The 14,600-nt window shown below is 37.7% G+C and carries 11 protein-coding genes; all 11 read left to right on the top strand.

The annotated features are described in order from the left end of the window. Positions 1-10: 10 nt before the first annotated feature. A complete protein-coding gene (codY, locus tag DN408_RS08245) occupies positions 11-790 on the top strand; it encodes a GTP-sensing pleiotropic transcriptional regulator CodY (RefSeq protein ID WP_002014541.1) in 780 nt (259 codons plus the stop codon). Between the two features lie 353 nt (positions 791-1,143). Further along, a complete protein-coding gene (gene rpsB / locus DN408_RS08240; RefSeq protein ID WP_002185070.1) occupies positions 1,144-1,845 on the top strand; it encodes a 30S ribosomal protein S2 in 702 nt (233 codons plus the stop codon). Between the two features lie 82 nt (positions 1,846-1,927). Further along, a complete protein-coding gene (gene tsf, locus DN408_RS08235) occupies positions 1,928-2,815 on the top strand; it encodes a translation elongation factor Ts (protein WP_002088177.1) in 888 nt (295 codons plus the stop codon). A gap of 66 nt (positions 2,816-2,881) precedes the next feature. Next, complete coding sequence (pyrH, locus tag DN408_RS08230) at positions 2,882-3,604, top strand: UMP kinase (RefSeq protein ID WP_002014544.1); 723 nt, start codon at positions 2,882-2,884, stop codon at positions 3,602-3,604. Positions 3,605-3,607: 3 nt separating this feature from the next. Then, positions 3,608-4,165: a ribosome recycling factor gene (frr, locus tag DN408_RS08225; RefSeq protein ID WP_000531506.1), complete on the top strand. Its 558-nt coding sequence runs from the start codon at positions 3,608-3,610 to the stop codon at positions 4,163-4,165. Positions 4,166-4,250: 85 nt separating this feature from the next. Next, a complete protein-coding gene (locus DN408_RS08220; RefSeq protein ID WP_002014545.1) occupies positions 4,251-5,027 on the top strand; it encodes an isoprenyl transferase in 777 nt (258 codons plus the stop codon). A gap of 17 nt (positions 5,028-5,044) precedes the next feature. Next, on the top strand, positions 5,045-5,836 hold the full coding sequence (gene cdsA, locus DN408_RS08215; RefSeq protein ID WP_002088171.1) for a phosphatidate cytidylyltransferase: 792 nt from the start codon (positions 5,045-5,047) through the stop codon (positions 5,834-5,836). A 23-nt stretch (positions 5,837-5,859) separates the two neighbouring features. Further along, a complete protein-coding gene (gene dxr / locus DN408_RS08210; protein WP_002014547.1) occupies positions 5,860-7,002 on the top strand; it encodes a 1-deoxy-D-xylulose-5-phosphate reductoisomerase in 1,143 nt (380 codons plus the stop codon). A 17-nt stretch (positions 7,003-7,019) separates the two neighbouring features. Continuing rightward, positions 7,020-8,276, top strand: coding sequence for an RIP metalloprotease RseP (gene rseP / locus DN408_RS08205; RefSeq protein WP_002088169.1), 1,257 nt, complete (start codon positions 7,020-7,022; stop codon positions 8,274-8,276). 109 nt (positions 8,277-8,385) lie between these two features. Continuing rightward, positions 8,386-10,086: a proline--tRNA ligase gene (locus DN408_RS08200; RefSeq protein WP_078177814.1), complete on the top strand. Its 1,701-nt coding sequence runs from the start codon at positions 8,386-8,388 to the stop codon at positions 10,084-10,086. Between the two features lie 124 nt (positions 10,087-10,210). After that, positions 10,211-14,512 (top strand): PolC-type DNA polymerase III, encoded by a 4,302-nt coding sequence (locus DN408_RS08195; RefSeq protein ID WP_078177815.1) that lies wholly within the window; start codon positions 10,211-10,213, stop codon positions 14,510-14,512. The last annotated feature ends 88 nt before the right edge of the window (positions 14,513-14,600 follow it).

Here is a 14,600-nt window from a genome sequence, read left to right as displayed (position 1 = left end):
AAATTTTGAAATGGAATTATTAGCAAAAACGAGAAAATTAAATGCGTTATTACAGAGCGCAGCAGGAAAGCCTGTAAACTTTAGAGAGATGTCTGACACAATGTGTGAAGTAATTGAAGCGAACGTGTTCGTTGTAAGTCGTCGCGGTAAATTATTAGGATATGCGATTCACCAACAAATCGAAAACGAACGTATGAAGCACATGCTTGCAGAGCGTCAATTCCCAGAAGAGTATACGCAAAGTTTATTCAATGTTACAGAAACATCTTCAAATTTAGGTGTGGATAGTGACTACACAGCATTCCCGGTAGAAAATAGAGAATTATTCGGTCAAGGTTTAACTACAATCGTACCAATCGTTGGTGGCGGTGAGCGTCTAGGTACACTAGTATTAGCTCGTCTTGGTCAAGAGTTCTTAGACGATGATTTAATTCTTGCTGAATACAGCTCAACTGTTGTAGGTATGGAAATCTTACGTGAAAAAGCAGAAGAAATCGAAGAGGAAGCACGTAGTAAAGCTGTTGTTCAAATGGCGATTAGCTCATTATCTTACAGTGAGTTAGAAGCAATCGAGCATATCTTCGAAGAATTAAATGGAACAGAAGGTTTACTTGTTGCAAGTAAAATTGCTGATCGCGTGGGAATTACTCGTTCGGTAATCGTAAATGCACTACGTAAATTAGAAAGTGCTGGTGTTATTGAGTCTCGCTCTTTAGGTATGAAAGGAACATACATTAAAGTGCTAAACGACAAGTTTCTACAGGAACTTGCTAAATTAAAAACAAACTAATTTATAAAAAAACTCTCCTCGCTTGAGGAGAGTTTTTTGTTTTTTTAAGTGAATGATTTTGCTTACGTAAGGCGTCATGACAACATTCATTAGAAAACTATTAATTAACCTTCAATTCCTTGCTTAAAGGAATTGAAGGTTGGTAATACTAGAATTTGAGCGTGAAAAAAAGAAAGTTTTACATTGTTCGCATTTTCGACTTGATTGTAATATTTCAGTATGATATAGTAAGCAGTGGTGTCAGTACAAAGTACACACGTTTACTGATTTAAGTGTTGGTGCTACGTTCGTAGTTTCGCTTAGAGATGAAGTAAACGGAGGATATCAAAAAACCATTTAGGAGGAACTAAATTATGTCAGTAATTTCTATGAAACAATTGCTTGAAGCTGGTGTTCATTTCGGACATCAAACTCGTCGTTGGAACCCAAAAATGAAGCGTTACATCTTCACAGAGCGTAACGGTATCTACATCATCGACTTACAAAAAACTGTGAAAAAAGTTGAGGAAGCTTACAGAACGATGCGTGACATCGCTGCTGAAGGTGGAGACATTTTATTCGTAGGTACTAAAAAACAAGCACAAGAAGCTATTAAAGAAGAAGCAACTCGTGCTGGTATGTACTTCGTTAACCAACGTTGGTTAGGTGGAACTTTAACAAACTTCCAAACAATCCAAAAGCGTATCAAGCGTCTTAAAGATATCGAAAGAATGCAAGAAGATGGTACTTTCGAAGTACTTCCTAAGAAAGAAGTTGTTCAACTTAAAAAAGAGTTAGAGCGTCTTGAGAAATTCTTAGGCGGTATTAAAGATATGAAAGGTCTTCCAAGTGCATTATTCGTAGTAGACCCTCGTAAAGAGCGTATTGCAGTTGCTGAAGCGCGCAAATTACACATTCCAATCATCGGTATCGTTGATACAAACTGTGATCCAGACGAAATCGATCACGTTATCCCAGCAAACGATGATGCAATTCGTGCTGTAAAACTTCTTACATCTAAAATGGCAGACGCGATCCTTGAATCAAAACAAGGTGAAGAAACTGTTACTGCGTAACAAATTTGGAAAGGTGATAAGGGGTTCGGCCTTTTATCACCTTTTTTAAGGTATAAATACATATTTTAGGAGGATGAAAAACATGGCAATCACTGCACAAATGGTAAAAGAACTTCGTGAAAAAACTGGCGCAGGTATGATGGACTGCAAAAAAGCTTTAACAGAAACTAACGGCGACATGGAGAAAGCAATTGACTTCTTACGTGAAAAAGGTATTGCGAAAGCTGCTAAAAAAGCAGACCGCATCGCTGCTGAAGGTTTAACTTTCATCGAAACAAACGGTAACGAAGGTTTAATCTTAGAATTAAACTCTGAGACTGATTTCGTTGCGAAAAACGAAGGTTTCCAAGCGTTAATTAAAGAATTAGCTGCTCACTTATTAGCTAACAAACCTGCTAACGTTGAAGAAGCTATGGCTCAAACAATCGAAGGCGGCAAAACAGTAGAAGAGCACATCAACGAAGCAATCGCTAAAATTGGTGAAAAACTTACACTTCGTCGTTTCGAAATCGTATCAAAAACTGATGCTGATGCATTCGGCGCTTACCTACACATGGGTGGACGTATTGGTGTATTAACAGTTCTTGAAGGTTCTACTGATGAAGCAGCTGCTAAAGATGTAGCAATGCACATCGCGGCAGTTAACCCTAAATACATCGACCGCGATGCTGTAACAGCTGAAGAAGTTGAGCATGAGCGTCAAGTATTAACACAACAAGCTTTAAACGAAGGCAAGCCTGAAAAAATCGTTGCGAAAATGGTAGAAGGCCGTCTTGGCAAATTCTTTGAAGAGATTTGCTTACTTGACCAAACATTCGTTAAGAATCCTGACATGAAAGTTCGTCAATTCGTTGAGTCTAAAGGCGGAACATTAAAAGGATTCGTTCGCTACGCTGTTGGTGAAGGTATCGAAAAACGCGAAGACAACTTTGCTGAAGAAGTAATGAACCAAGTAAAAGGTAACAACTAATACAGATTAGGGAACACATTGTGTTCCCTTTTTTAAAATAAAGATGTAAGCAATTGGAGGTTCATTATGAGTAAACCGAAATATAATCGTGTCGTTTTAAAGCTGAGCGGAGAAGCTTTAGCTGGCGAGCAAGGATTTGGAATTAACCCAGCTGTTATTAAGTCAGTTGCGGAACAAGTGAAAGAAATTGCAGAACTTGATGTAGAGGTTGCAGTTGTTGTTGGTGGCGGTAACATTTGGCGTGGGAAAATTGGAAGCGAAATGGGCATGGATCGTGCAGGAGCAGATTACATGGGCATGTTAGCAACAGTTATGAATTCATTAGCTCTTCAAGATAGCTTAGAGAATATCGGAATTCAAACTCGCGTACAAACTTCAATTGAGATGCGTCAAGTGGCAGAGCCTTACATTCGTCGTAAAGCAATTCGTCACTTAGAGAAAAAACGTGTTGTTATCTTTGCTGCAGGTACAGGTAACCCATACTTCTCTACAGATACAACAGCAGCATTACGTGCAGCTGAAATCGAAGCGGACGTTATTTTAATGGCGAAAAATAATGTGGATGGCGTATATAGTGCAGATCCATCTATTGACCCAACAGCTACGAAATACGAAACACTTACTTACTTAGATGTATTAAAAGCAGGTTTAGGTGTAATGGATTCTACAGCTTCTTCTTTATGTATGGATAATGATATTTCATTAATTGTATTCTCGGTTATGGAAAAAGGTAACATTAAACGTGCCGTTTTAGGCGAAAATATTGGAACAGTTGTAAGGGGGAAATAAATTATGGGACAACAAGTATTGAAGTCTTCAAATGAAAAAATGGAAAAAGCAGTTGCTGCTTATTCTCGTGAATTAGCAACAGTTCGCGCTGGTCGTGCAAGCTCGTCTGTATTAGATAAGGTACAAGTTGATTACTATGGTGCACCAACACCAGTTGTGCAATTAGCGAACATTACAGTTCCAGAAGCACGTTTGCTTGTAATTCAACCTTATGATAAAACTTCTATCGGTGATATTGAAAAAGCAATTTTAAAAGCAGATTTAGGCTTAAACCCTTCTAATGATGGAACTGTAATTCGTATTGCATTCCCTGCATTAACAGAAGAGCGTCGTCGCGATCTTGTAAAAGTTGTGAAGAAATATGCTGAGGAAGCAAAAGTTGCTGTTCGTAACGTACGTCGTGACAGTAATGATGACCTTAAGAAGCTTGAAAAAGCTGGCGACATTACAGAAGATGATTTAAGAGGATATACTGAAGATATCCAAAAAGAAACAGATAAATATATTGCAAAAGTTGACGAAATCGCAAAAAACAAAGAAAAAGAAATTATGGAAGTGTAATAGCGATAATTTCGCAAATATGACCCTCTTCTTAAGGGGGTCTTTTTACACTTTTAGGCATACGTCTGCTTGTTGGAGGGTATGAATGATGTTTAAAAAGTTTCCTTTTTTTAAAAGTAAAAAGGTCACATCGTTTGATCATCTCATTGAAAAAGTGAAAAAAGGATATATCCCAGAACATATTGCTATTATTATGGATGGTAATGGAAGATGGGCAAAGAGAAGAGCCATGCCTCGCATTGCTGGTCATCATGAAGGTATGCAAGTTGTGAAGAAAATCACAAAATTTGCAAGTAAGCTTGATGTGAAAGTATTAACTCTTTATGCTTTTTCGACTGAGAACTGGAAAAGACCGAAAAAAGAAGTTGATTATTTGATGAAGCTTCCAGAAGAATTTTTAGGTGCATTTTTACCAGAGTTGATTGAAGAAAACGTACAAGTCCGAGTAATAGGGCAAAAAGATCGTCTTCCTACGCATACGCGCAGAGCGATGGAAAAAGCCATGGAAGATACGAAAGAGAATACGGGATTAATTCTTAATTTCGCGTTAAACTATGGAAGTCGAGATGAAATCGTTTCTGCTGTGCAACATATGATGAAAGATAGTGAGGAAGGAAAAATTCGTTCGGAAGAAATAAGTGAAGAAAAGATTTCTTCTTACTTAATGACGAGTTCTTTACCTGATCCAGAGTTGTTAATCCGTACGAGCGGAGAGCTACGTATTAGTAATTTCATGTTATGGCAAATTGCTTATTCGGAATTTTGGTTTACAGATGTGTATTGGCCAGATTTTACCGAGGAACATTTGCTAAATGCGATTACAGACTTTCAACATAGAGGGCGCAGATTCGGAGGCGTGTAGAAAGAGAGGGTTTGGTAGTGAAACAGAGAATTATTACTGGAGTGATTGCTGCCGCGCTATTCATTCCCATCGTAATTTACGGTGGCGTGCCTTTTACAGTTTTAGTGTATGCACTTGCTTCTATAGGTTTATATGAATTAATTCGTATGAACAAGCTTACGCTTATTTCGGTACCAACAGTTTTAGCTGCAGTATTATTGTGGATTATTTTAATTCCGAGTAGTGCATCAGAACTGTTTACGTGGATTGGGTTAGGTAAATTAGAAATCACATTTGTGATTGTTTTATTACTTTTATCATATACAGTCCTTTCTAAGAATACATTTACTTTTGACAATGCTTCATTTTTACTTATGGCAACGACATATGTTGGAATGGGATTCTTATATTTAAATGAAACGAGAATATTAGGAATCAAATATGTGTTCTGTGCACTATTTGTCATATGGGCAACTGATTCAGGTGCATATTTCATAGGAAAAGCATTTGGAAAAAGAAAATTATGGCCAGAAATTAGTCCGAATAAAACGATTGAAGGTTCATTAGGCGGTATTGTTTGTGGAATTGTTGTTGCACTTGTTTACAATATGTTCTTCCCAGTTGAAGCGAATGTAGGAGTTTTAATCGTTCTGACGATTATCATTTCTATTTTTGGACAAATTGGTGATTTAGTGCAATCTGCATTTAAACGCCATTATGGTGTAAAGGATTCAGGTACAATTTTACCTGGACATGGTGGTATTTTAGATCGAACAGATAGTTGGTTATTTGTGTTACCAATTCTATACTTCTTATTACAATACAATTAATAAATGAACGAGGGGTTGGAGTCATGAAAAACATTAGTTTACTAGGTGCAAGCGGATCAATCGGTACACAAACATTAGATGTGTTACGCTCGCACCCAGACCAATTCCGTCTCGTTGCTTTTTCTGTAGGGAAAAATGTTGATTATGCAGTAAAGGTAATTCAAGAATTTTCCCCGCAAATTGTCTCTGTGCAAAGAGAGGAAGATGTTTTAAAATTACAAGCTGTTTCTGGTAATACAAAAGTAGTATATGGTAGCGAAGGCTTATTAGAAGTAGCGCTGCACCCAGATACAGAAATTGTAGTGAATGCTGTTGTAGGTAGCGTAGGGTTGTTACCGACACTCCGCGCAATTGAGGCGAAAAAAACAATTGGAATTGCAAATAAAGAAACGTTAGTAACTGCAGGGCATCTTGTAATGGAAGCAGCACGAAAACATAATGTATCGTTACTTCCAGTAGACAGTGAACATTCAGCTATTTTTCAATGCTTGAATGGTGAAAATGAAAAAAGAATCTCTCGCTTAATTATAACTGCTTCAGGCGGAAGTTTTCGTGATAAAACGAGAGATGAATTGCATCAAGTGACCGTAGAAGATGCACTTCGTCATCCAAACTGGTCAATGGGTTCGAAAATTACAATTGATTCTGCTACAATGATGAATAAGGGGCTAGAAGTAATTGAAGCACACTGGCTTTTTGGTATCCCTTATGAGCAAATCGATGTTGTTCTACATAAAGAAAGTATTATTCATTCTATGGTTGAATTTGAAGATCGTAGTGTAATGGCACAGCTTGGCTCACCTGATATGCGAGTACCGATTCAATACGCGCTTACATATCCTGATAGATTGCCTCTTTCAGACACGAAACAGTTAAATTTATGGGAAATGGGAACATTGCATTTTGAGAAAATGAATCAAGAGCGTTTCCGTTGTCTACGTTTTGCGTATGAAGCTGGAAAGACAGGTGGAAGTATGCCGGCTGTAATGAACGCGGCAAATGAAGTAGCTGTTGAAGCTTTTTTACAAAAGAGAATTGGTTTCTTAACAGTGGAAGACCTCATTGAAAAAGCAATGCACCATCACACTGTCATTGCACGTCCGAGCTTAGAGGAAATTCAGGAAATTGACGCAGCCACAAGACGGTTTGTGATGGAACAAATTTAGCAAAGGTGGTTATGGAATTGAATACAGCGATTGCCTTTATATTAATTTTCGGTGCACTCGTATTTTTCCATGAGCTAGGGCATCTATATTTCGCAAAAAGAGCAGGTATTTTGTGCCGCGAGTTCGCGATTGGTTTTGGTCCGAAAATATTCTCATTTGAAAAGAATGAAACGGTGTATACGATTCGATTACTGCCCCTTGGTGGCTATGTAAGAATGGCTGGCGAGGATGCGGACACAGTTGAGTTAAAACCTGGAAAAAAGGTTGGACTTGTATTAAATGAAAAAGACGAAGTTGTGAAATTAGTTTTTGACGGACATGAAAAATATCCAAATGTTCGTGTCATTGAAGTCGAACAAGCTGATTTAGAGCATAATCTTACAATTTTGGGTTATGAAGAGTACGAGGAAGAGCTGCAAACATTCCGAGTAAATGAAAAAGCTCGTATCATTTCTGCGGGAGAAGAAATTCAAATCGCTCCGTACAATAGACAATTTGGCTCTAAAAAATTGGGCCAACGTGCTCTAACAATCTTTGCAGGTCCTGCAATGAACTTTATTCTAGCATTTGTTATTTTTGTGATTCTTGGATTTGTACAAGGAGTTCCTGTTGACAAACCAATGGTCGGAAAAGTAATGGAGAATAGTGCTGCAGAACAAGCTGGATTAAAAGAAAACGATACGATTCAAGCAATCAATGGGAAGAACACTAGTACATGGAAAGATGTTGTAACGATTGTACGTGAAAACCCAAATAAAGAAATTACGTTACATGTAAAGCGTGATAGTGAGCAATTTAATGTGAAAGTAACACCAACGCTTGATAAAGAAGGAAAAGACGAAGTTGGTAGAATTGGTGTTTATTCTCCTGTAGAGAAAACAGTGATGGGTTCTATTAAATCAGGGTTTGAACAAACATACGAATGGACGAAACTAATTTTTGATTCTCTTGTGAAATTAGTAACGGGTCAATTTTCTATTAATGAGTTGTCAGGTCCAGTAGGAATTTATAATCTAACAGATCAAGTTGTAGATTATGGATTTACGCGTGTACTAAGTTTAGCGGCAGTTTTAAGTATTAACCTTGGTTTATTTAATTTATTACCAGTCCCAGCTTTAGACGGTGGACGTTTGTTCTTCTTCTTAATTGAAGCATTACGAGGAAAACCAATTGATCGTCAAAAAGAAGGAATGGTTCACTTTATTGGGTTTGCATTATTAATGTTGCTTATGTTAGTTGTAACATGGAATGACATCCGTAAGTTTTTCTTGTAAAATAAGAAGAAGTTTATAATGAAATAGAGCTCATAGAATAAAATCCCTCACCTAACTCGAGGTGAGGGGTTTTATTGCGTGTAAGAGTAAAATGAAGAGGTGCGAATAAATGAAACAAAGTATGGTATTCAGTCCTACATTACGTGAAGTTCCAGCAGATGCTGAAATTAAGAGTCATCAATTATTACTTCGCGCAGGGTTTATGCGTCAAAATGCTTCTGGTATTTATAGTTTTCTACCATTTGGTTTAAAAGTGTTACACAAAGTAGAACGTATTGTTCGTGAAGAAATGGAGCGCGCAGGGGCAGTAGAACTATTAATGCCAGCTATGCAAGCTTCTGAATTATGGCAAGAATCAGGTCGTTGGTATTCTTACGGATCAGAATTAATGCGTATGAAAGATCGTAATGCTCGCGAGTTTGCGCTAGGGGCAACTCATGAGGAAGTAATTACAGATCTTGTACGTGATGAAATTAAATCATACAAAAAACTACCATTAACATTATATCAAATTCAAACAAAATTCCGTGATGAGCAAAGACCACGTTTCGGTTTATTGCGCGGAAGAGAATTTTTAATGAAAGATGCGTATTCTTTCCATGCAACACAAGAAAGTTTGGATGAAGTATATAGCGGTTTATACAAAGCGTATTCTAATATCTTTGCTCGTTGTGGTTTGAATTTCCGTGCAGTTATCGCTGATTCTGGAGCAATGGGTGGAAAAGATACACACGAATTTATGGTGTTATCTGATGTAGGTGAAGATACAATTGCGTATTCTGATACATCTGATTATGCGGCAAATATTGAAATGGCTCCTGTTGTTGCTACGTATACGAAGAGTGATGAAGCCGAAAAAGCACTTGAAAAAGTAGCAACTCCAGATCAAAAAGCTATTGAAGAAGTATCTGCATTCTTAAATATCGCAGCGGAAAAATGCATTAAATCTATGGTGTTTAAAGTAGATGCGAAATTAGTAGTAGTACTTGTTCGTGGCGATCATGAAGTCAATGATGTAAAAGTGAAGAATGTATACGGAGCTTCAGTCGTTGAGCTTGCTTCACATGAAGAAATAAAAGAGTTATTAAACTGTGAAGTGGGTTCTTTAGGACCGATTGGTGTTACAGGGGATATCGAAATTATCGCTGACCATGCTGTAGCATCAATTGTCAACGGATGTTCAGGAGCGAACGAAGAAGGATTCCATTATGTAAATGTAAATCCAGAACGTGACTTTAAAGTAAATCAATATACAGATTTACGCTTCATCCAAGAAGGAGACCAATCTCCAGATGGAAATGGAACAATTCTTTTCGCACGTGGAATTGAAGTTGGTCATGTATTCAAATTAGGAACCCGTTATAGTGAAGCAATGAACGCAACGTTCCTAGATGAAAACGGAAAAACAAAACCACTTATTATGGGTTGTTACGGTATCGGTGTATCTCGTACAGTGGCAGCAATTGCAGAGCAGTTTAATGATGAGAATGGTTTAGTTTGGCCAAAATCTGTTGCACCGTTCCATGTGCATGTAATTCCAGTAAATATGAAATCTGATGCACAACGTGAAATGGGTGGAAATATCTATAACTCATTACAAGAGCAAGGATACGAAGTATTACTAGATGATCGTGCAGAACGTGTAGGTGTTAAATTTGCAGATGCAGATTTATTCGGCCTTCCAGTTCGTGTTACAGTTGGTAAAAAAGCAGATGAAGGTATTGTAGAAGTGAAAGTACGTGCTACAGGCGAGTCTGAAGAAGTGAAAGTAGAAGAACTTCAAACATATATTGCTAATATTTTAAAATAAGAAGAGGTACCTCGTAATGAGGTACCTTCTCTTTCTTTGTAAACGTATTTTGTAAAAGAAGAAGGAAGAAATCTTTCTTTGTAGTACGTTTCAATTTATAATAGCAAATGGAAGGAGAGTGCTTATGTCATTAACAAATGAACAACAAGAGCGATTTCAAATTTTGCTCCAACAGTTGCAAATACCAGAAGACCTTATAAATCAATATTTACATGGCGGTGGTATTGAAAAGCTAGTTATTGATAAAGCGAATAAAAGTTGGCATTTTGACTTACAAGTGCCACGTATTTTGCCGACAGAATTATATGAGTTGCTAGAAACAAAGCTTAAGCAATCATTTTCTCATATTGCAAGAACAACATTTGCATTAGAAGCAGAGAATAAACAATTTACAGAAGAAGAAGTGAGGGCATATTGGCCGCTTTGTACAGAACGAATTACATTTTCACCTATGTTCGCGTACTTAAAGAAGCAACTTCCGCAGGTCAATGGCGTGAAGTTGCTATTAAATGTGAATAATGAGCTGGAATCTACTACTTTAAAGAAAAACGTTGCGAAACCAGTAGGTGATCAATACGAAGCTTTTGGATTCCCGCGTTTTCAGTTAGACACACATATAAAGCAAAATGCAGAAGAAATGCAAAAGTTTCGTGAGCAAACACAGGAAGAAGATCGTCAACGAGTTATACAGGCTATGGAAGAGATGGCTAAAAGGCAAGCTGAAGAAAGTGATGTTGTTCATGAAGGACCAGTTGTGCTTGGTTATCTTATTAAGCCAGATGAAGAGATTACGCCGCTGCGTGAAATTCAAGATGAAGAAAGAAGAAAAACCGTTCAAGGGTATGTTTTCCATGTAGAGACGAAAGAACTTCGTAGTGGACGTACATTATTAACTTTAAAGATAACTGACTATACGGACTCTATTATGATTAAGATGTTCTCACGTGATAAAGAAGATATCCCGATGTTACAATCCTTGAAAAAAGGAACTTGGGTAAAAGCGCGTGGTTCAGTTCAAAATGATACATTCGTGCGTGATTTAGTTATGATCGCAAATGATATAAATGAAATAACGGGACCTTCTCGTAAAGATAAAGCAAAAGAAGGGGAAAAAAGAGTAGAACTTCATCTTCATACTCCAATGAGTCAAATGGATGCTGTTACTTCTGTGTCTAAGCTCGTTGCCCAAGCCGGAAAATGGGGGCATGAGGCTATTGCAGTTACAGACCATGCTGTTGCACAGTCGTTCCCAGAAGCATATTCTGCTGGTAAAAAGGCTGGAGTTAAAGTTCTATATGGTGTAGAAGCAAATTTAGTTAATGATGGTGTGCCGATAGCATATAACGAAGCACATCGTCTACTTGCAGAAGAAACATATGTTGTCTTTGACGTTGAGACAACAGGGTTATCTGCTGTATATGATACAGTCATTGAGTTAGCTGCTGTAAAGGTAAAAGGTGGAGAAATTATTGATCGCTTTGAATCTTTCGCAAATCCTCATCAACCATTATCGGCGACGATTATTGAATTAACAGGTATTACAGATGATATGTTAACTGATGCACCAGAAGTGGACGAAGTGTTTAAAAAGTTTGAGGAATGGATGGGTGACCATACACTTGTTGCTCATAACGCAAGCTTCGATATGGGCTTTATTAACGTAGGTTTTAAAAAGGCTGGGATAGAAAAAACGAAAAATCCAGTTATTGATACGTTAGAACTTGCACGGTTCTTATTCCCAGAAATGAAAAATCATCGATTAAATACGATGTGTAAAAAGCTTGATATTGAATTAACGCAACATCACCGTGCGATTTATGATACAGAAGCAACGGGATATTTACTTGTGAAGATGTTAAAAGATGTGATTGAAAAGGGATTTGAATATCACGATCAACTAAACGATAGTATGGGACAAGGGGATGCGTATAAACGTGGGCGTCCAAGTCATCTGACGTTACTTGCCACATCAGATGTTGGGTTGAAAAACTTATATAAACTTGTTTCATATTCTCACTTGAATTACTTTTATCGTGTACCACGTGTACCACGATCACTATTAAAAAAATATCGCGAAGGCATTTTAGTAGGAACAGCTTGTGACAAAGGTGAAGTATTTGAAGCTATGATGCAAAAAGCGCCTGAAGAAGTAGAAGAAATTGCACAGTTTTACGATTACATTGAGGTTATGCCTCCAGAAGTGTTACGTCATTTAGTGGAACGTGAACTCGTTCGAGATGAAGGGCAGTTAAAAACAATAATTTCTAACTTAGTAAAACTAGGTGAGACGTTAGATAAGCCAGTTGTTGCTACTGGGAATGTGCATTATTTAGATCCAGAGGACGCGATATATCGGAAAATTTTAGTCAGTTCGCAGGGAGGAGCTAATCCGTTAAATCGCCATTCATTACCGCCTGTACATTTCCGTACAACAAATGAAATGCTAGATTGTTTTTCATTCTTAGGTGAAGACAAAGCAAAAGAAATTGTTGTGACAAATACACACAAGATCGCGTCATTAATTGGTGATGTTCGTCCAGTAAAAGATGATTTATACACACCGAAAATTGAAGGTGCTGATGATGAAACACGTGATATGAGCTATATAATGGCAAGAAGTATCTATGGAGATGAACTACCGGAAATTGTAGAAGCTCGTTTGGAAAAAGAATTGAAAAGTATTATTGGACATGGATTCGCCGTTATTTATTTAATTTCACATAAGCTTGTGAAAAAATCGTTAGTGGACGGTTATCTAGTAGGTTCGCGTGGATCGGTAGGTTCATCATTTGTTGCAACGATGATGGAAATTACAGAAGTAAACCCATTACCACCGCACTATGTATGTCCAAAGTGTAAACAATCAGAGTTCTTTAATGACGGTTCTGTAGGTTCTGGTTTTGATTTACCAGATAAAGAATGCCCAACATGCAATGTTCCATATGTGAAAGATGGGCATGACATTCCTTTCGAAACGTTCCTTGGATTTAAAGGGGATAAGGTACCGGATATCGATTTGAATTTCTCCGGAGAATACCAACCACGCGCCCATAACTATACGAAATTACTGTTCGGTGAAGATTATGTATACCGCGCAGGAACAATTGGTACGGTTGCGGAAAAAACCGCTTATGGGTATGTGAAAGGTTATGCTAATGATCATAACTTAACAATTCGAAATGCAGAGATTGATCGCTTAGTTGCGGGATGTACAGGTGTAAAGCGTACGACCGGACAGCATCCAGGTGGTATTATCGTTGTACCAGATTACATGGATATTTTTGACTTTTCACCAATTCAGTTTCCGGCTGATTCAATAGGTGCTGAGTGGAGAACAACGCACTTTGACTTCCACTCAATTCATGATAATTTATTGAAACTTGATATATTAGGACACGATGATCCGACTGTTATTCGTATGCTTCAAGATTTAAGTGGTATTGACCCGAAAACAATCCCAACGGATGATCCAGAAGTAATGAAAATTTTCTCTGGTCCAGAGTCTTTAGGGGTAACGGAAGAACAAATTAACTGTAAAACAGGTACACTTGGTATACCAGAGTTTGGTACGAAATTCGTAAGACAAATGTTAGAAGAAACGAAACCAACGACGTTTTCAGAGCTTGTCCAAATTTCTGGACTGTCCCATGGTACAGATGTATGGTTAGGTAATGCGAATGAATTAATTTATAACGGTACGTGTACACTGAGTGAAGTTATCGGTTGTCGTGATGACATCATGGTATATTTAATTTATCAAGGCTTGGATCCATCATTAGCCTTCAAAATCATGGAGTCGGTGCGTAAAGGTAAAGGTGTACCAGAAGAATGGGAAGAGGAAATGAGAAATAACAATGTACCAGGTTGGTATATTGATTCATGTAAGAAGATTAAGTACATGTTCCCTAAAGCCCATGCGGCTGCTTACGTACTTATGGCTGTACGTATTGCATACTTTAAAGTACATTTCGCACTTTTATTCTATGCGGCATATTTTACAGTTCGTGCAGATGACTTTGATGTAGAGGCGATGGCGAAAGGTTCAGCATCCATACGTGTAAAAATTGATGAAATTGCACAAAAAGGATTGGATGCAGCACCGAAAGAGAAGAGTTTATTAACGGTACTAGAAATGACACTTGAAATGTGTGAGCGTGGTTATTCATTCCAAAAGGTTGATTTATACCGCTCGCATGCAACCGAATTTATAATTGATGGGGATACTTTAATTCCTCCATTTAATGCAGTTCCCGGTCTTGGTACAAACGCAGCTTTCAGTATTGTTGAAGCTCGTAAAAATGGTGATTTCTTATCAAAAGAAGACTTACAGCAGCGCAGTAAGGTTTCTAAAACGATTATTGAGTATTTAGATGGTCAAGGTTGTCTAGGAGATTTACCGGATCAAAACCAATTGTCACTGTTCTAATAGGTAGGAAAAATCTTTGCAAATCAACATTTGCTATGGTATACTATAAACCGAGATAACCATGTCATGTATATTTTGTGAAAAAGAG

This window comes from Bacillus sp. AR13-1 (assembly GCF_008042285.1).
GTDB lineage: Bacteria > Bacillota > Bacilli > Bacillales > Bacillaceae_G > Bacillus_A > Bacillus_A mycoides.
Note: the sequence above shows the minus strand (reverse complement) of the source record. Positions and strands in the feature narration are given on the sequence as shown.